This window comes from Lacrimispora brassicae (assembly GCF_054772055.1).
In genome coordinates, this window is record NZ_BRYH01000009.1 from 316,543 (window position 1) to 334,243 (window position 17,701).

20 protein-coding genes are annotated in these 17,701 nt (G+C 45.1%); all 20 read left to right on the forward strand.

What is annotated here, in order from left to right:
* Positions 1-19 precede the first annotated feature (19 nt).
* The 20 genes from ACYVD3_RS07285 to ACYVD3_RS07380 all read left to right on the forward strand — a co-directional run bounded on the left by ACYVD3_RS07285 (position 20) and on the right by ACYVD3_RS07380 (position 17,382).
* Positions 20-298, forward strand: coding sequence for a head-tail connector protein (locus ACYVD3_RS07285; RefSeq protein WP_460641850.1), 279 nt, complete (start codon positions 20-22; stop codon positions 296-298).
* Positions 298-672 (forward strand): phage head closure protein, encoded by a 375-nt coding sequence (locus tag ACYVD3_RS07290; RefSeq protein ID WP_460641851.1) that lies wholly within the window; start codon positions 298-300, stop codon positions 670-672. Before ACYVD3_RS07285 ends, ACYVD3_RS07290 begins: the two co-directional genes overlap by 1 nt.
* A 5-nt stretch (positions 673-677) precedes the next feature.
* Entirely contained in the window at positions 678-1,061 is a 384-nt protein-coding gene (locus ACYVD3_RS07295) for an HK97 gp10 family phage protein (protein WP_460641852.1), read from the forward strand.
* Positions 1,058-1,375: a hypothetical protein gene (locus ACYVD3_RS07300; RefSeq protein WP_460641853.1), complete on the forward strand. Its 318-nt coding sequence runs from the start codon at positions 1,058-1,060 to the stop codon at positions 1,373-1,375. Before ACYVD3_RS07295 ends, ACYVD3_RS07300 begins: the two co-directional genes overlap by 4 nt.
* Positions 1,376-1,380: 5 nt before the next feature.
* Positions 1,381-1,971: a major tail protein gene (locus tag ACYVD3_RS07305; protein WP_460641854.1), complete on the forward strand. Its 591-nt coding sequence runs from the start codon at positions 1,381-1,383 to the stop codon at positions 1,969-1,971.
* 16 nt (positions 1,972-1,987) lie between these two features.
* The gene (locus tag ACYVD3_RS07310) at positions 1,988-2,365 is read left to right on the forward strand and encodes a hypothetical protein (protein WP_460641855.1); all 378 of its coding nucleotides are present in this window, start codon (positions 1,988-1,990) and stop codon (positions 2,363-2,365) included.
* 261 nt (positions 2,366-2,626) lie between these two features.
* Entirely contained in the window at positions 2,627-3,022 is a 396-nt protein-coding gene (locus tag ACYVD3_RS07315; protein WP_460641954.1) for a nuclear transport factor 2 family protein, read from the forward strand.
* 51 nt (positions 3,023-3,073) lie between these two features.
* Positions 3,074-3,823, forward strand: coding sequence for a class I SAM-dependent methyltransferase (locus ACYVD3_RS07320; RefSeq protein ID WP_460641856.1), 750 nt, complete (start codon positions 3,074-3,076; stop codon positions 3,821-3,823).
* A gap of 171 nt (positions 3,824-3,994) precedes the next feature.
* Entirely contained in the window at positions 3,995-6,832 is a 2,838-nt protein-coding gene (locus ACYVD3_RS07325; RefSeq protein WP_460641857.1) for a phage tail tape measure protein, read from the forward strand.
* Between the two features lie 3 nt (positions 6,833-6,835).
* Entirely contained in the window at positions 6,836-7,198 is a 363-nt protein-coding gene (locus ACYVD3_RS07330) for a hypothetical protein (protein ID WP_460641858.1), read from the forward strand.
* An 18-nt stretch (positions 7,199-7,216) separates the two neighbouring features.
* Positions 7,217-9,034, forward strand: coding sequence for a hypothetical protein (locus ACYVD3_RS07335; RefSeq protein ID WP_460641859.1), 1,818 nt, complete (start codon positions 7,217-7,219; stop codon positions 9,032-9,034).
* Between the two features lie 9 nt (positions 9,035-9,043).
* Positions 9,044-10,435, forward strand: a complete 1,392-nt coding sequence (locus tag ACYVD3_RS07340) for a hypothetical protein (RefSeq protein WP_460641860.1) — start codon at positions 9,044-9,046, stop codon at positions 10,433-10,435.
* A 78-nt stretch (positions 10,436-10,513) separates the two neighbouring features.
* Positions 10,514-10,924, forward strand: coding sequence for a phage holin family protein (locus tag ACYVD3_RS07345; RefSeq protein ID WP_460641861.1), 411 nt, complete (start codon positions 10,514-10,516; stop codon positions 10,922-10,924).
* Positions 10,911-11,870, forward strand: coding sequence for an N-acetylmuramoyl-L-alanine amidase (locus tag ACYVD3_RS07350; protein ID WP_460641862.1), 960 nt, complete (start codon positions 10,911-10,913; stop codon positions 11,868-11,870). Before ACYVD3_RS07345 ends, ACYVD3_RS07350 begins: the two co-directional genes overlap by 14 nt.
* A 120-nt stretch (positions 11,871-11,990) precedes the next feature.
* Positions 11,991-12,401: a recombinase family protein gene (locus tag ACYVD3_RS07355; RefSeq protein ID WP_460641863.1), complete on the forward strand. Its 411-nt coding sequence runs from the start codon at positions 11,991-11,993 to the stop codon at positions 12,399-12,401.
* The gene (locus tag ACYVD3_RS07360; protein WP_460641864.1) at positions 12,398-13,678 is read left to right on the forward strand and encodes a recombinase family protein; all 1,281 of its coding nucleotides are present in this window, start codon (positions 12,398-12,400) and stop codon (positions 13,676-13,678) included. Before ACYVD3_RS07355 ends, ACYVD3_RS07360 begins: the two co-directional genes overlap by 4 nt.
* Positions 13,623-14,297, forward strand: coding sequence for a recombinase family protein (locus tag ACYVD3_RS07365; RefSeq protein ID WP_460641865.1), 675 nt, complete (start codon positions 13,623-13,625; stop codon positions 14,295-14,297). The genes ACYVD3_RS07360 and ACYVD3_RS07365 overlap by 56 nt, the downstream gene beginning before the upstream one ends.
* A gap of 123 nt (positions 14,298-14,420) precedes the next feature.
* Positions 14,421-15,239, forward strand: a complete 819-nt coding sequence (locus ACYVD3_RS07370) for a ParA family protein (protein WP_460641866.1) — start codon at positions 14,421-14,423, stop codon at positions 15,237-15,239.
* Positions 15,232-16,242 (forward strand): ParB N-terminal domain-containing protein, encoded by a 1,011-nt coding sequence (locus ACYVD3_RS07375; protein ID WP_460641867.1) that lies wholly within the window; start codon positions 15,232-15,234, stop codon positions 16,240-16,242. The genes ACYVD3_RS07370 and ACYVD3_RS07375 overlap by 8 nt, the downstream gene beginning before the upstream one ends.
* A gap of 861 nt (positions 16,243-17,103) precedes the next feature.
* Positions 17,104-17,382, forward strand: a complete 279-nt coding sequence (locus ACYVD3_RS07380; RefSeq protein WP_460641955.1) for a TnpV protein — start codon at positions 17,104-17,106, stop codon at positions 17,380-17,382.
* Positions 17,383-17,701: the final 319 nt, after the last annotated feature.

Here is a 17,701-nt window from a genome sequence, read left to right on the forward strand (position 1 = left end):
GGAATACGAGGAGACAGGAATGGCAGTTGTGACATTGGAGGAAGCGAAGCAGTATCTCCGGGTGGACAGCGGGGATGAGGATATATTTATTTCCGGGCTGCTGGAAACCGGGGAAAAGATGTGCCGGGATGTGGCACGGCTGGAAGAACAGGAGTTGGAGCAGCATTTTGCGATGGCGCGGATTGCTATCCTGTATGTTACAGCGTATTTGTTTGAACACCGGGAGCAGGCAGACTATGATGGTCTGGTGCAGACACTGCGTTCCCTGCTGTTTGGTATCCGGCGGGAGGTATTCTGATGGTAGCAGGGGATTGGGGCAGCAGGAATCAGGTTCTAAGGAGTGTGCTTGGGGAATGGAAAGAGCGGATTACAATCCAGAAAAGCAAGCTGGAAACCGATAAAGCTGGAAATCATGTTCTTTCTTGGGCGGATTATTATACTTGTGCTGCCTATGTGAACAATCTTTCCGGGAAGGAATACTGGGAGGCAGCGCAGGTCAATGCCCAAAAGGAGATTTACTTCCTGGTCCGGTACTGTTCAGAGACAGCTTGTATGGATACGGAGCATTACCGGATTCTGTTCCGGGGGCAGGTTTACAATATTACGTTTCTGGATAATGTGAAGTACCAGAATAAGATATTGAAGCTGCGGGTTTCTCTGGAAAAGAGGTGAGCTGGATGGCGGGTCAGAGAGTAACGGTGGATCAGATGGCAGATGTTATCATGGATGGGCTTTTGGAGTATGCCGGGCTTGCTACTGATACGATGAAAGATTGTGTCAGGAAGGCTGGAAATACAGTAAAGAAAGAGACGCAGGCAAATGCTCCGGTTAAATCGGGAAGGTACAAGAAAAGCTGGGCGGTGAAACGGCAGAAGGAAACCAGCACCACATTGGAGATGGTGGTTCACAGCCGGAACCGGTATCAGCTTACTCACTTACTGGAGAAGGGACACGCCAAGCGGGGAGGCGGCAGGGTAAAAGCCATCCCGCATATCGGTCCGGCAGAAGAGAAGGGCATCCGGATGTTGGAAGACAGTATAAAGAGGGGGCTTTCTAAATGAGTCATGAGGATGTGTTGGGAATGATGGAGGAGATGGGCTTCCCCTTTGCTTACGACCATTTCGTGGAAGGGGAAGCACCGGAACCTCCGTTTCTTGCGTTTTTATATCCGAAGGCTGTTAATTTTGCGGCAGACGGGATTGCTTATTTTAAGGTGAACCAGCTTGACATTGAGCTTTATACCGATTTGAAGGAGCCGGAGATGGAGGAGAAGGTGGAAACAGTGTTGTTAAGACATGGCATCTTTTATGCCAAGAGTGAGGTCTGGATTGAATCGGAAAAGCTATATGAAGTGCTGTATGAGATGGAGGTATAAATTGTATGAATAATAAAGTGAAGTTTAATATCTGTAACTGCCATTATGCGTTGCAGAAATTATCAGAGGACGGGAAGCTGTCCTTTGACAACCCGGTACCGATGCCTGGGGCGGTTTCTTTGGCACTGGATCCGAATGGAGAGCCAGAATCCTTTTATGCAGATGGGATTGAGTATTATATCATTGCTAACAACATGGGCTATGATGGGGATTTGGAGCTGGCGTTGATTCCAGAGAGCTTCCGAACGGATGTGCTGAAAGAGGAAGCAGATACCAATGAGGTTTTGGTGGAGAATGCGAATTCAGAGACAGGAGCCTTTGCCCTGCTGTTTGAGTTTGACGGGGATATCAGGAAAATCCGCCATGTGCTTTATAATTGTTCTGCCAGCCGTCCGAAGATTGAGGGCAAGACCAATGAAGAGAACCGGGAGGTACAGACGGAATCACTGACTATCAAAGCAAGACCGATGGCTGATGGGTACGTAAAGGCGAAGACTGGGAACCAGACGGCGAAGGTAACATATGATGGCTGGTATTCGGAGGTTTATCTGCCGGTACCAAAAGCTGAAGAGGAAAATGAAGAGGGCCAGGGCTAAAGGAGGTTGAAAGGAAATGAGTATTTGTAAGAGGATTGAGATTGATGGAGAGGATGTCTTGTTTAAGGCATCCGCAGCCATTCCCCGAATTTACCGTTTGAAGTTTCAGCGGGATATTTATAAAGACCTCCAGGTGCTGGAGCAGAGCATTGGAGAAGGAAATGAAGAACGGTCTAATCTGGATTTATTTTCACTGGAGATGTTTGAGAATATCGCCTATACTATGGCGAAACATGCAGAGCCACAGCTTCCCGATGATGTGGAGGAGTGGCTGGATGGTTTTAATACCTTTTCCATTTACCAGGTGCTGCCGCAGTTGATTGAGCTGTGGGGGCTGAATGTGAAAACGGATGTGGAGGCTAAAAAAAACTTCGTTCGACAGAGCGTGAAATGACAACACCGTTGTTCCTGCTCCGATGTGTACAGTTGGGGATTTCTATGGGGGATATGGAATTGCTTTCGATAGGGCTAATCAACGACATGTATGCAGAGAGCAGGAATGATGAGTGCAAGTATGCGGAGATGGCTACGCAGGAGGATATGAACAGATTTTGATTTTCGTTGATATGCCAGCCGGGTCTTGCTATAATTGATGGAAAAGAACGGCTGGAAATTCCAGCTTCTAATTGAAATTCAGGAGGATCATATTGTGAAAATGAATAAAGCTTTTTTGGTAAACTTCTTGGATCGTTATAACGAATGTTTTTACAACAAGGATATAGAAGGTTTAAGGGATTTTTATGATACCGAAGGCAATGTATTAATATATTTTGATAATCACGAAGGTAATGATACTTATAATTTAGAAGAGCATTTAGAACTGATTTCGGAATTCTTTGCAAAGGGTAAAGTCACAGAATCAGGAGGTGTAGAACCACTTATAATAGAAAAACTGAATATTTTTCATAAAGAAAGCACTGCATGTTTGTGTTTTATCTCTAAATATAAAAGTTTCCCTATTCCCGCAGTAAGAAGCACTTTGTATTTGGAAAAATCGAATGACATATGGAAGATTGTCCATGCTCACTTTTCTTTTGAACCGGTAAAATAGGCTTAAGTTAGAAATATTTAAGTAAATTTCAATATAAACAGGAGATACAATATGGGAATAACTAAAAATATTAGTTTGGCAAAACAAGGATTTGAAAGTAGTTTTTTAGATTTGGACTTTTATAACAAACAAACTGCTGATGATGTTCATATGGATTTATTAATTAATATGGTATCTCCTAAAGATAATGATGTAGTTCTGGATCTGGGTACAGGGAATGGTTATCTTGCATTTCCTTTGGCAGAGAGATATGGTGCTGCAAAAGTAATTGGTCTTGACATTGTAGACGATACCTTGAAAAGAAATAGGAAGAAGGTTTATGATATTGGATTGGATAATTTGGAGTTCGCAGCTTATGATGGTACAGTATTCCCATTTGAAAATAATAGTGTAGATCTTATTATTACAAGATATGCCTTACATCATTTTCCAGATCTTATGCATAGTTTTAGGGAAATGTATCGGATACTAAAATTGGGAGGAAAAATTATAATTTCTGACCCTACCCCTAATAAAGATGACAGTTGCCGTTTTGTAGATAAGTTTATGCAAATGAAGCCGGATGGACATATCCGTTTTTATTATCTGCATGAATATAAAGAGATGATGATGCAAGCAGGCTTTCATTATGTTTCAAATACAATGACGGAAATAAAGTTCCCTCGTAAAGAGGCTGATAAATATTCAGATATTCTGGAGGCAACGGATAATGCTATTTTGTCAGGATATGACATACAGATAATTGATACAGAAATATGGATTACAGAAAAGGTATTAAATATGATATTTGTCAAAACATAAAACAAAATTCTAATTTTATTTATTAATATAGTTTTTGAAATGATAAAAGAATTTCATTAATAAGAGAACAATTTTTACATAGGCACTTGTCAGAAATGGCAGGTGCTTTTTTAATCCATTCAGGGAGCCAACAATGGTTCTTTTTTTAGTGCCAGAAAGGCGGTGGGGAGTATGGCATCCCGTATTCAGGGTATTACAATTGAAATAGGTGGGGATACTACAAAACTTTCCACCGCTCTGTCAAAAGTGAATAAGGAAATCAGGGATACCCAGTCACAGTTAAAGGATGTAGATAAGCTCTTAAAGCTGGATCCCGGCAACACTGAACTGATGGTACAGAAGCAGAGACTTCTGACCCAGGCTATCAGTGAAACGAAAGAAAAGCTGGACTCTTTAAAGCTGGCAAGCCAGCAGGCCAATGATGCCTTGGCGAGAGGAGAAATTAGCCAGAGCCAGTACGATGCTCTGCAGCGGGAAATCGTTGAAACAGAGAATGCCCTGGCAGAGCTGGAGCGGCAGGCTGACCAGTCGGCCGTGGCTTTACAAAAGATTGGTGCTACAGGAGAAAAGCTGAAAAGTGCTGGAGCTTCGATAGAGGGTGTGGGCAGGAAGTTGATGCCGATAACGGCTTTAGTGGGTGGTCTTGGCACTGCGGCTGTGAAGTCAGCAGTGGATTTTGAATCTGCTTTTGCCGGGGTAACAAAGACTGTTGATGGAACGGAAACACAGTTGGAGAGCATCCGGCAGGGGATTCTTAAGCTGTCACAATCTACGGCATCCTCGGCAAATGATATTGCTGCTGTTGCAGAAGCGGCAGGCCAGCTTGGTGTTAAGACGGATGATATCCTGCAGTTTACTGAAACGATGGTGCGGCTTGGTGATTCTACGAATATCAGTGCAGAGGAAGCGGCAACTGCCATTGCAAAGCTGTTTAATATCACTGGTACGAGTATGGATCAAGTGGGGAATTTTGGTGCCACTTTAGTTGCACTTGGAAATAATGCAGCAACAACAGAAAATGATATTATGAACATGGCAACCAGGATTGCATCCAGTGCCACCCAGGTTGGGATGACAGAGCAGCAGATGCTTGCTTTGGCAACCTCACTGTCATCGGTTGGTTTGGAGGCGGAGGCTGGCGGTACCGCAATTAGTACGGTGATAACAAACATCGATAAAGCTGTGTCCACAAATTCAGAATCCCTTGGAATTTGGGCGAAGACAGCAGGTATGAGTGCCGAAGAATTTAAAGGTTCCTGGGAAAGGGATGCTTATGGAGCTTTGCAGTTGGTGGTATCAGGAATGGGGGATGCCAGTGCAAATGGTGAGAACCTTAATATCTTGCTGGATGAGTTGGGAGTTACCGGAATCAGGACAAGTGACACCATGAAACGGTTATCAAATGCCTCCGAAATGATGAGTGAAATGACCGGCATTGCCAATCAGGCGTGGGCAGAGAATACGGCACTGACCGATGAATCTAATAAAAGATATGAAACTACGGCAGCAAAGTTATCGCAGCTAAAAGCAACACTGACCGAAGTGGGGATTACATTTGGAGAACTGCTGCTGCCCTATGTACAGAAGGTTGTTGATTTTTTAAAAGGACTTTTTACGTGGCTGAATTCTTTGGACGAAGGAACAAAAAAGATTATTATTACGATTGCCCTGGTTGCCGCAGCCATTGGTCCGGTGTTGATTTTCGTAGGAAAGATTGTTGGGGCTATCGGTATGCTGCTGACCGTAGTTCCACAGATTGCGGCGGCCATTTCTGGTGTGATTGCGTTTGTATCCGGGACTGTAATACCGGCTCTTGGTGCAGTGGTGGCGGCGATTGGTTGGATTCCCCTGGCGATTGCAGCAGTGATTGCCATCATTGTACTGTTATGGAATAATTGTGACTGGTTCCGGGAAGCAGTCATTGCGGTATGGGAGGCAATTAAGTCAGCAACAATCACAGCATGGAATGCAGTAAAAGAGTTTCTAATAAATCTCTGGAATGGAATTGTAGAGACAGGGAAGGTGGTCTGGAATGGGCTGTCTTCCTTTTTTACATCCTGCTGGGAGGGGATTCAGACGATGTTTACCACGGTTCTGACTGCCATTTCCACGTTTGTTAGTTCGGTATGGACAGGGATCCAAAACGTGGTTATTACGATTAGTACTGTAATCCAGACATTTTTAACTACGGCATGGATTGCCATTCAGACGGTCATTACAACCATATTGACGGTGATCCAGATGGTATTTACTACAGTGGTGGGAGCAATACAGTCTTTTATTACTGCTGCGTGGAATGGTATTAAGTTAGTAGTACAGACGGTGATGAATACCATCCAGACAGTGGTGTCTGGTGTATGGAACAGCGTGAAGTCAGTGACTTCGACCGTATTGGATGCGGTGAAGTCGGCAGTCAGCAATGTGTTCAACAACGTGGTTTCCAGTATCCGTACTGCAATGGGAAATGTTTACAGCACGGTTGAATCCGGGTTTAATAAAGCGGTGGGATTTATCAAAGGTCTGGCTTCCAGTGCATTCACCTGGGGAGCGGACATGATTAACGGTATTGTGAATGGCATTAAGAGCTGTATTGGGAAAGTCATAGATGCAGTATCAGATGTTGCCAATGCCATCCGGTCTTACCTTCATTTTTCAGTGCCGGATGTTGGGCCGTTGACCGACTATGAATCATGGATGCCGGATTTCATGTCCGAGCTGGCAAAAGGAATTGAACGAAGCAAAGGGATGGTGCAGAAAGCTGTGGGGGGTGTAGCTGCGGATATGGTCATCAGCCCGAAACTGACAGCAATAGAACATTCACAGCGGCAGACCGATTCGGTGGATTCCGTCCGGCAGATGCTTGGAGGTATTCAGGAGATGTTTGCAGGAATGCGGAATGTGGGTAATTCGGAAACCATCTGCATTCCCGTATATGTTGGTGGGACGCTGCTGGACGAAGTAGTGGTGAATGCACAGGCAAGACAGAACCTGCGGTCAGGAGGGAGATAGGATATGGCATTTATTCAGTATCTGGTTTTTGATAAGGTGCTGCTCCCCCTTCCTGATGCATATGAAGTGGAGCTTCGGGATGTGGAAGCGGATTCCGGTGGAGAGACGGAGGCCGGAACGACACAGCGGGATGTGATCCGTATCGGTGTTGCCAGCATTTCTGTGTCTTTTTCAGTCACCCCCAAATGGCTGAAACTGCTGACGGAGTTTAAGCAGCGGGAGAAAATCAGCGTGGACTATTTTGATACGGAAACGCTGGAAGTGAAGCGGGCGGAGATGTTTATAAAGGGATATAAGGCAGGGCTGGTAAAGGATACTTCTTATAAGGGATTATGGAAGGTCTCATTTATCCTGCGGGAATTTTAGCAGAAAGGGGTGGTTTTCATGTATCCGGTAAGTGAAGCGTTTCTGGCAGCGGTGCAGGAAAACACCCGGAAATTCTATTGGACCGGAAGAATTACAACAAAGGCCGGGGCAGTTTATGAGTTTGGCAATAAGGATATTGTGAAAGGCTCCGGTTATATTTCCAGCCAGTGCTGTGGCAGTTCGGAGATTGAGATTGGTACTGTCTATGCAGGGGAAATGGGGATTACGCTGTATTCCGGGATTGACCGTTATACCTTAGAGGATGCAAAGATAGAGCTATTTTACCATCTGCGAGTGGCAGGTGAAACATTTGAACAAGTCCCGATGGGGATTTTTGAAGTAAGTGAGGCGAACCGCACGCTATATTGCCTGGAAATCAAAGCCTATGATTATCTGCTGCGGTTTGAAAAGAATTTCAATGGTTTTGAAACCGTGGGGAATGCTTATGCTTTTCTGGCGTTATGTTGCAAAGCCTGTGATGTGGTGCTTGCACATACCCAGACGGAGATTGAAGCGATGCCAAATGGTTTGGAGCTTCTGTCTGTTTATACGGAGAATGATATTGAGACGTACCGGGATGTGCTGTACTATGTGGGACAGGTGCTGGGCGGGTTCTTCTGTATGAACCGGGAAGGAAAACTGGAACTTCGAAAGTATGGGAATAAACCGGTGGTAACAGTTTCCAGAAAGCAGAGATTTTCCAGCAGCTTTTCAGATTTTATCACCAGGTATACGGCCATCAGTTCCACCAATATCAGGACACAGATTGCCGAGTATTATGCGTTGGAGCAGGATGACGGCCTAACCATGAACCTGGGTGTAAACCCGTTGCTGCAGTTTGGTTTGGAGGAGACCAGGAAAACACTGCTGAAACATATTCTTGCAGATTTGGCTGTGATCCGGTATGTGCCTTTTGATTCGGATACCATCGGGAATCCGGCATTGGACTTGGGGGATGTGCTGGTATTTTCTGGTGGTCATGCGGATGAAACCCAACTGGCCTGTGTGACAGCATTCCAGATAAAGATTAATGGCAGGCATTCCCTAAAGTGTGTTGGAAAGAATCCCAGACTGGCACAGGCGAAATCCAAAAATGACAAGAACATTTCTGGTCTGCTAAACCAGATTGAAGCAGGGAAGATTGGCATCCATACCTTTACCAATGCATCAGCTTATTCAGTGAGCAGTATGGATACGAAGATCATCAGTATTGAGTTTGCGGCTGCGGAGGAAACCCATGTGCAGTTCTTTGCCATTGTGCTTGTTAATGTGGCTGCTGATGGGATTGTCGAGATTGGGAAAGCGGCAGGAACAGTTGTTGTTCCGGTTCCGTCTGTTGCAGGGGATGGTACAGAAACGGTGACGGATGTCAGCCTAGAGGTGGAACTGCCAGTTACGGTTTCGACTGATGGCAGGGCTGTGGCTTATGTAAAATATGAGCTGAATGACGAAGAGATTCTGCTTCACTACCCAGTGGAAACCTGGGGAAGTGGAAAGCATGTGCTGCCGCTGTATTATCCGATTGAAAAGCTGATTCCCAATTTCACCAACACCTTCAATGTATATCTGCGTATGGAGAACGGTACCGGGCAGATTGAGACGGGTAGCTGTATTGCTTCCATCAGCGGGCAGGGTATGGCGGCAGCGGCTGGATGGGATGGAAAGATTGAGCTGCAAGAGGCGGTAAGACAATTACGGTTAGAAACTGGACTGACGGTCAAAGGGTTTGTGGAAACCATTGGAATGGAAACCATGGAGCTGGTGCAGAAGCAGATAGCAGACAGTATGGGCAGGGTATCTATTGGAGCATTTGGTACAGTGGTGGATACCAGTTAAGGAGGAGTTATGAGACTGACAGGAAATATGAGAATGGAACTGACTGATGTAAATACCGGGGAAATGGAGACAGTAGCAGAGGAAAACATGGTTACCAATGCGGTGAATCATATTTTAGGGCTGAACCCGATGGGAGTGTTTTATGAAGCCGGGGACAGCATTGACGGGATTGAATGGCATGGCAGCCTGCTTCCCATCTGCCCCAACATGATTGGAGGAATCCTGCTGTTTTCCCAAGCGTTGCCGGAAGAGGCTGATTATATTTATAGTACATCTAACAAACTTCCGGTCGCCTATGCTTCCAATAATGTCAATTCCACGGCAAATCTGGCAAGGGGGAGCATGAACCTGACGGAGAGCAAAGCACTGGAAAACGGATATAAATTTGTATGGGAATTTACACCCAGTCAGGGGAATGGAACGATTGCGGCGGCAGCTTTGACCAGTGCCCAGGGAGGGGCAAATGGCTATGGTAGTCTGGTGAATGACAGCAGTACCTTTTTACAGTTGAAAAGCATCCGACTGGATGACCTGTCACAGGCAAAGCAGATGGTATTGTTTGAGACGGTGGAAGTGGATTTTGAGAAAAACCTGTTGTATTCCATCACGTTTCAGGATACCGGGGTCCGCATCCGAAAGGTGCAGATTCCTATTTTCAGTCTGGGACTGAATGAGAAGCTGGATGATACGACTTATACAGTGCTGGATGACCGGGTGATCCAGACCAGTACGTTTCGATTCCTGGGCAGTTATACATTGTATGGAGAGTTTCTGGATGGTGGCGATGGGTATTGGTATGGGTTTTCTAATGAGGGGAATTCTTCTGGCAGTGCAGAAATGATGTGGGTGAAGATTAAGAAAGAGGATTATTCCATGACCGAAGGGCTGTGGACGCTTTCCAATGCCAAGCTGATGGATGTGGGAAACCGGGATGGAAATGGTTCGTTCCCGGAGCGGTTTTTGAAATGTTGTATGCGAAATGGCTATCTGTATGTGATGGCTTATGATAAGAAGGGCATCTATAAAATCAACATATCCAATTCTTCTGATGTGACGGTGATTCCGCTTGGTTTCACCTCCAAATGGAAACCGCTGTGTGAGACCGGAACCTGTGAGGTATATATGACGCTCATCGGGGATTTGATTGTGGGTGGGGATTTTCAGGTGGCAGCAAATGATACCATTATCCGCACCCAGGGGAGTTTCCGGCTGAATGATGCGGCAACACCTCTGTTTCAGTATAAGAATTTTCTTTTGCGCTGGGGTGGCAGTTATGGTACGGAGTACAGGACGATGTACCTTTTAACACCTTATTTGGTATCCATCAACAACCTGTCTTCGGCAGTGGTGAAAACGGTGGATAAGACGATGAAAATCACCTACACACTGACTCAGGAATGAAGCAGTTTATTAAGATTAGCATACAGACAGTCTCCGGACTGTTATTTTTATGCAGAAATTTATAAGGAGGGCAGCAGAATGAAGGATGTTGCAAACATGATGCAGTTTATTTTTGCCGCTATGGGCGGTGCGATTGGGGCGGTAATGGGAGGATTTGACGGGTTTTTGTATGCACTGATTGTTTTTGTCGGGGTGGACTATGTTACCGGGGTGATGGCCGGGATCTTGAATAAGGAGCTTTCCAGCCGAATTGGGTTCCGGGGGATATTCAAAAAGATTGTTATCTTCTGCCTGGTGGCGGTGGCCCATATCATTGACAACCATGTGATTGGAAATGGGAGTGTGCTGCGGACAGCGGTGATTTTCTTTTACCTGTCTAATGAGGGGATTTCGATTCTGGAGAATGCAGCCCATGTTGGATTGCCGATTCCGGGGAAACTGAAAGCGGTGTTGGAGCAGATTAAGGAGGATGGCAATGAAGGTGAATAAGAAGTATGGGTCTGATAAGAACACTTATGCGGGTAATGCACCCCAGTATATCGTGGTGCATAATACGGATAATTTTGCAGCGGGGGCAGATGCTCTGGCTCATGCCAAGGCACAATATAGTGGGAATTTAAGCACTTCTGTCCATTATTACACAGATGACAAGAAGACGGTTTATCAGACAGCACCACATAACAAAGGATGCTGGCATGTTGGCGTGAACTATGGCGGCCGGCTGTTTGGTACGGTGAATAACAAGAACAGTATTGGTGTGGAGATGTGTGTGCAGGCTGGATATGATTTCAACAAAGCCTTTGCGAATACGGTAGAGTTTGTCCGGCAGTTGATGGTGGAAACAGGGATTCCGGCGGACCGGGTGGTGCAGCATTATGACGTCTGCGCTAAAAATTGTCCGTCCCAGATCAGGAAAAAGGGGCTGTGGGAGGAGTTTAAAAAGCAGATTGGAAGCCCAGAAAATAGCAGCAGTGCTACGCTTGGCGGAGCAGGACAGACAATTAAGCCATTATCAGGATATGTAAAAATATTTTATAAAGGGAAAGATGGATTGAATATACGGAAGGCCCCTTGTATGGGTGATAATGTGGAACAGAATGTCTTTGAAGGAACCTATACAGTTGTTGGAATCAGTGAGGATGACCAGTGGTATCAGCTTAAATCAGGATTATTCATTACCGCTGGCAGGGAATTTGTACAGTTTTTTGAAACGGTGTCTCCTGCCAACTATATGGTCAGAATTACTATTTCCAATCTTCGGATCCGCAAAGGGCCGGGAACGAATTATGGAGTCCAACCAGGCTTTACTGGAAAAGGTGTATTTACAGTGGTAGAAGAAGCGAATGGACCGGGATCGGCGGGATGGGGACTGCTAAAGGCATATCAGAAGGACCGTGATGGGTGGATTTCCTTGGATTATGCCACCCGCGTTTAGCTTCCAGCAGCTTCCCGTAAAAGAGGAATAAAGACGCTGGAAACCGCTGAATTGCTTGACTTTGTAAGGCTTTAGAGTGATTAATAGACTACCAAAAAACCGAAAGGAGTTTTGATATTTATGGTAGTTGCAGGAAGGATTAGACGGGTGGCATTCTACTGCCGGATGAACCACAGTGACCGGGATTATACACAATTTTTCCCGGAAGTTGAGCTGGCTTTAAATGAGCGGTTCGGTAAAGGAAATTGGCAGATGCAGATGTTTTTTGAAGTTGCTTCTGGTATGAATCCCGACAGAAAAGAATTCAACCGTCTAAAGCTGGAAATTGAGAAAGAGAATTTGGATACAGTGGTTATTACCACAGCATCTAAACTTTCACGGGATTGGAAACAATTTATGGATTTTATGAAGCTGTGTCAGGAAAAACGGATTAAAGTGATAACAACCCGTGAGCCGGAGAATGCACAACTAATTTATGACAGGATTACGCAGTTCCAAAAGGATTATTTTGGGGAGTGGGAACAGCTATGAGAATCCGAATTTTAGAGCCAATAGTAGAATTGAAACAGAAGAAAAAGAAGGTCTGTGCTTATGCCAGGGTTTCAACGGACAGCCTGAAGCAGGAGGACTCTCTTGAAAACCAGCAGGAAACCTACGAGCAGCTAATCCGCTCTAATCCGGAGTATGATTTTGCTGGTGTGTATTCCGATCAGGGCATCTCTGGATTTAGTGAAAGCCGGCCGGGGTTTCAGGAAATGATACGGAAAGCGAAAGAGGGAGAAATTGATTTAATTATTACAAAATCCATATCGAGATTTGCCAGGAATACCGTTACCGTTCTAAAGGTTGCACGAGAGCTGAAGGAACTGGGAATCGGTATTTTTTTTGAAGAACAGAATATAAACACTCTTTCAGGGGACGGTGAGATGATGCTTGCCGTCCTCTCTTCTTTCGCCCAGGAAGAGAGCAGGAGTATGAGTGAGAATAACAAATGGACAATCCGGAAGAAGTTTGAACAGGGCGAAATTATGATTAACACAGAGAGGTTCCTGGGATATGACAAAGATGAATATGGGGGACTTTCGATAAATAAGAAGGAGGCTTTAATTGTAGCCTTCCTGTATGACATGACATTATTTGGGCTGGGGAGTTCCCGGTTAAAGAACCTTATGAATTACCTTGGGGTTAGAAGTATTACCGGAGGAACGTGGCATGAAGGAACGATAACGGGAGTATTAGGCAATGAAAAATATAAAGGGGATTATCATCTGCAGAAAACCTTTACACCAGAAGATAAACGCAATCATTCCCGCTTGAATCGTGGTGAAGTCCAGAGCTATTACATCAAAGATAATCATCCTGCCATAGTCAGTGAAGATTTATGGAATCAGGTACAGGAAGAACGGGAACGCAGGAAAAGAGAGCGGAATATAGCTTCTGACGGAATTGAAAAATACCGTAACCGTTATCCGTTAAGCGGAATGCTGGTTTGTCCTTATTGCGGGAAGAGTCTCCGGCGCAGGCAGGTGTATAAGAAGAAAATCCAGTGGCTATGCAGCACATATATTGATGAGGGAAAACAAGCCTGTAAAGGAATACGGATAGATGATGCAGAGGTACAGAAACAAGGTATTACAGAACCTACAGTAATTGAGGAGGTGGAGCAGAATGGCAAGAAGCATTACCGTTATACCTGCAAAGAAAAATATGACAGTGGATACCGGAAACAGCCAGAATGTGAGGCAGTTGCGGATGGCAGCATACTGCCGGGTATCAAGCGACAAAAAAGAACAGTTATTAAGCTATGAGAATCAGCTGAATTATTACACTGGGTATATTAACAACAATCCGCTTTACCAGTTTGCCGGGGTTTATGCAGATGAGGGAATTACCGGCACCAATACCAAGAAACGGGATGAATTTAATAAGATGATTATAGATTGCCGGGCTGGAAAGATTGATATGATTATTACAAAATCAATTTCACGGTTCGCAAGAAATACATTGGATTGTCTGAACTATGTAAGGGAATTAAAAGAATTGGGTATTGGTATTATTTTTGAAAAAGAGAATATCAATACTCTGGATGCGAAGGGGGAAGTGCTGCTAACGATTCTTTCTTCATTGGCACAGGATGAGAGCCGGTCTATTTCTGAAAACTCCACATGGGGAATCCGCAGGCGGTTTGAAAAAGGGCAGCATAAGATGAGTACCAAGCGGTTTTTAGGTTTTGATACCGATGAAGGTGGAAAGCTGGTGATTAACCGGAAGCAGGCACCAATTGTGAAACGGTTGTACTATGAGTTTCTTAGTGGCAAGACGGTGGATTATATTAAACGCATATTTGAGCGGGAGGGTGTTGTTAACTGGGATGGCAGCACTAAATGGCAGGTGACAACTCTGCAAAGTATGCTGGAAAATGACTGAGTTATAATAGACAGTAATCAGAGAAACCCAGTAAACAAGCGGGTTTTCACCGATTACGTCTATTTTTTTATTACCCTTTTTACCCTACCCAAATTATTTTTTACCCAAGAAAGGAGTTTGCCGATGGCAAAAGTAATTGCAATCATGAACGAGAAGGGCGGCGTGGGAAAAACGGCCACGGCCACCACGCTTGCCTATCTCTTGTCCCAGCGGGGACACAGAACTGCCCTTATCGACTTTGACGGTCAGGGGCATTCAAGCATTATCTTTGGTGTGAAGAACACCAACAAACTAGAGGTAACTATTAATACCATTATTCGCAAGCTGATTGAGGACGAGCCTTTGCCTGATCCCGATAGTTATATTATAAAAACCAACTGCGGTGTGGATGTTATCCCTTCCAATTCTCAGCTTTTTACACTGGAACGAAATCTGTGCAATGTGGATTTCCGTGAGCGTATGCTGTCGCAGTATGTGGATACTATCAAGGACAGATACGAGTACATTATCATCGACTGTATGCCCCAAATGGGTACGCCGATGATTAACGTGATGATGTGTGCCGACAGCATTATTGTGCCAACACAGGCAGAGCTTTTATCTACGCAGGGGTTGGCTGAGCTGTTGAAGCATTATCAGGTTATCAGCAAAAACAGCAACCATCGCCTGCGTATTGATGGTATCCTTATCACCATGGATTCACCTAACACCATTTTGTCCGCGCAGGTTAATAAAATGATTCAACAGGGCTTTGCTGGAAAGGTACCGATTTTCAAGGCCTGCATCCCTCGTTCTATCAAGGTCGCAGAAGCAGTGCTGTATCATCAAACTATCTGCGAGTTTCTGCCGGAAAATCCGGCGGCGATTGCTTACAGTCAGTTTGCAGATGAACTTCTTTCCTGTGAAGAAGCAGACGGAAAGGAGCTGATCGGAGTTGGCTAAGCCAAAAGTTATTATTGAAGATTTTGCAGATATGCTCAATTTTGAGCCAGAACAAGACACCACCCCTGCTCCTGTGCAGGGAGGTATCACGGAAATGGACTTCTCTATAATGGAGCCGTTTCCGAACCACAGGTTCAAGCTATATGAAGGACAGCAGCTTGCTGATATGGTGGATAGTGTTCGCCAGTTTGGTATTCTGCTTCCCATTATCCTCTGGTATACGGAGGATGGAAGGTATCTGATACTTAGTGGTCATAACCGTCGAAATGCCGGTCAGCTAGCAGGTCTTACCAAAGGTCCTGTTATCATTAGGGAAAATCTGACTCATGATGAAGCTGTGCTGATTGTTACAGAAACCAATCTGCGGCAGCGTTCCTTTTCTGATATGAGCCATTCGGAACGTGCCTATTGCCTTGCCCAACACTATGAAGCGCTCAAATCACAGGGTAAGCGAAATGACATTTTAGAAGAGATAGAAAGACTCTTGAACCCGCATGATTCCGAGGGAAATCCAACTTCGTCTGAGGTTCAGACGAAGTTGAGAACAGACGAAAAAATCGGACAAAACTATGGGCTTTCACGGGATAAGGTAGCAAAATATATTCGCATTTCAAACCTTATTGAACCGCTTATTGCAAAGGTTGATACCGATGAAATTGCGTTCCTTGCAGCCTATGACCTCTCCTTTGTAGAGGACATCAATCAGCAACAGCGGATTTTCGACCTAATGGAGTCTGACAACTACAAGGTGGATATGAAAAAAGCGGGATTACTCCGCAGTTACTATGAAACAGGGAAGCTGACCGATACCTCAATGGTACAAATCCTTTCCGGTGAGAAAACCCGCAAACCAAAGAGCAATAAGCCTCAGCCCTTTAAGGTAAAGCCTACGGTGATTTCCAAGTATTTCACCAACGAGCAGAGCCAAAAAGAGATTGAGGATACCATTGATAAGGCACTTGCCATGTACTTTGAAAATCTGAATACGGAGGTGGTAGATTGAGCAAAGCAACCCTACTTGCCGACCTTTATAAGCAGTCGGTGCAGGAGTATACAAAAACTCCTGCTGAGTGGATGGGGCTGTTATCCTGTGTTGCACGGTTCTATAAGCGTTCCTTTGACAATTCCGTGCTGATTTATGCACAGCGCCCCGATGGCACACAGCTTGCTACTTTTGATGAATGGCACGATAAACGGATTAACCGCAGTATCAACAAGGGCGCAAAGGGTATTGTCGTAATTGATATGGCAAACCCCAATGCCAGTATAAAGTATCTGTTTGATTTCATGGACACCAACGGCACACCACAGAGCTTCCGCACTGTCATGGGTTTTCTGTGGGAACTAGAGGAGCAATATCAGCCAAGTCTTTTGCTAAAGCTCCATGAGAAATACAATACGCCTACTTCCAGTATCGAACAGTGTCTGTATAAATTAGCACAGCGTATGGTGCGGGAACATATGCCAAAGTATTTGGAGAATTTTCGGGTTCATGATGAAAGCAGTATGCTCTATGGTATGCCTATCGAAGCGGTCAAGGCGGAGCTTACCGAGCTTGTCACGGACAGCGTAGCCTATACAGTGTTCAGAAAATGTGGAATTGATACTGCCCCTATTGAGGATGGCGCTTTTGTGAATATCAGCCATTTTAACAGCTTAGAGTTATTTATGACCATTGGTAGCTGTACCGCTTCACTGGCGCGTCCCATTCTCAGGGAAATTAATCAGGAAATCAAAGCAATCAAAATTGAAAGGAGCCAAATCTATGAGAACAGAGCCATTGATGAATCTCAGCTATCGTCAGGCCGAGAACGGGATGATGTATCCCGAAATACAGATTTCGCAGGAAGCGCAGATCGACAAAATGCCGGTAGGCAAATTCGGCAGAGCGTGGAAAGCCTATATGATGGAACACCACTCCCACCGCCTGTCGGAGCTGATAGCACAGGGCGAAATCAACAAAATGATTCTTCAAGTGGACGAGGAAGCGGAGAAGCGCAAGGAAGCTCTGATACAGGAGCTTCTCACGGTGCAGCCGATGCCGGACACCGAAGACACACTGGAGAGAGCCAGTCACATGAACATGATCACCCTCACAGCGGAGGAACTGATTATGAAAGAAGTGGCACTCAAGGTCAGATAACACAACCCACACAACAGACAGAACCGCCCACAGATGGTAAAGAACCGTCTGTGGGCGGTTTTTTCGTTGTTCCGCCAAGAAAAACACAGGAAGCTCCTGCTGAAGCCGTGACAAAAACAGCGCTAGAAACACACGTTGCCGAACCGGTTTCTCTGTTGGACGAGGAGGAAATCTCTGATCTTGTAGATGTGGTGTTGTGTGCCGATGATATTACCCCAGATACACGGGAATGGCAGTCAGAGCTATATCGCTTTTGGGGCGGCGGTCATAAGCAGAGTACCAAAGCCAATGCCCTGAAAGCCTTTTATGGAAAGCTGGA

Bases quoted from the DNA above. Each gene is read 5' to 3' on its own strand.
- ACYVD3_RS07370 (WP_460641866.1), top strand. From the start codon at position 14,421: ATGGCAAAAGTAATTGCAATCATGAACGAGAAGGGCGGCGTGGGAAAA.
- ACYVD3_RS07335 (WP_460641859.1), top strand. From the start codon at position 7,217: ATGTATCCGGTAAGTGAAGCGTTTCTGGCAGCGGTGCAGGAAAACACC.
- ACYVD3_RS07325 (WP_460641857.1), top strand. From the start codon at position 3,995: ATGGCATCCCGTATTCAGGGTATTACAATTGAAATAGGTGGGGATACT.
- ACYVD3_RS07290 (WP_460641851.1), top strand. From the start codon at position 298: ATGGTAGCAGGGGATTGGGGCAGCAGGAATCAGGTTCTAAGGAGTGTG.
- ACYVD3_RS07350 (WP_460641862.1), top strand. From the start codon at position 10,911: ATGAAGGTGAATAAGAAGTATGGGTCTGATAAGAACACTTATGCGGGT.
- ACYVD3_RS07345 (WP_460641861.1), top strand. From the start codon at position 10,514: ATGAAGGATGTTGCAAACATGATGCAGTTTATTTTTGCCGCTATGGGC.
- ACYVD3_RS07380 (WP_460641955.1), top strand. From the start codon at position 17,104: ATGCCGGTAGGCAAATTCGGCAGAGCGTGGAAAGCCTATATGATGGAA.
- ACYVD3_RS07300 (WP_460641853.1), top strand. From the start codon at position 1,058: ATGAGTCATGAGGATGTGTTGGGAATGATGGAGGAGATGGGCTTCCCC.
- ACYVD3_RS07315 (WP_460641954.1), top strand. From the start codon at position 2,627: ATGAATAAAGCTTTTTTGGTAAACTTCTTGGATCGTTATAACGAATGT.
- ACYVD3_RS07285 (WP_460641850.1), top strand. From the start codon at position 20: ATGGCAGTTGTGACATTGGAGGAAGCGAAGCAGTATCTCCGGGTGGAC.
- ACYVD3_RS07365 (WP_460641865.1), top strand. From the start codon at position 13,623: ATGGCAGCATACTGCCGGGTATCAAGCGACAAAAAAGAACAGTTATTA.
- ACYVD3_RS07310 (WP_460641855.1), top strand. From the start codon at position 1,988: ATGAGTATTTGTAAGAGGATTGAGATTGATGGAGAGGATGTCTTGTTT.
- ACYVD3_RS07330 (WP_460641858.1), top strand. From the start codon at position 6,836: ATGGCATTTATTCAGTATCTGGTTTTTGATAAGGTGCTGCTCCCCCTT.
- ACYVD3_RS07305 (WP_460641854.1), top strand. From the start codon at position 1,381: ATGAATAATAAAGTGAAGTTTAATATCTGTAACTGCCATTATGCGTTG.
- ACYVD3_RS07320 (WP_460641856.1), top strand. From the start codon at position 3,074: ATGGGAATAACTAAAAATATTAGTTTGGCAAAACAAGGATTTGAAAGT.
- ACYVD3_RS07295 (WP_460641852.1), top strand. From the start codon at position 678: ATGGCGGGTCAGAGAGTAACGGTGGATCAGATGGCAGATGTTATCATG.
- ACYVD3_RS07340 (WP_460641860.1), top strand. From the start codon at position 9,044: ATGAGACTGACAGGAAATATGAGAATGGAACTGACTGATGTAAATACC.
- ACYVD3_RS07355 (WP_460641863.1), top strand. From the start codon at position 11,991: ATGGTAGTTGCAGGAAGGATTAGACGGGTGGCATTCTACTGCCGGATG.
- ACYVD3_RS07360 (WP_460641864.1), top strand. From the start codon at position 12,398: ATGAGAATCCGAATTTTAGAGCCAATAGTAGAATTGAAACAGAAGAAA.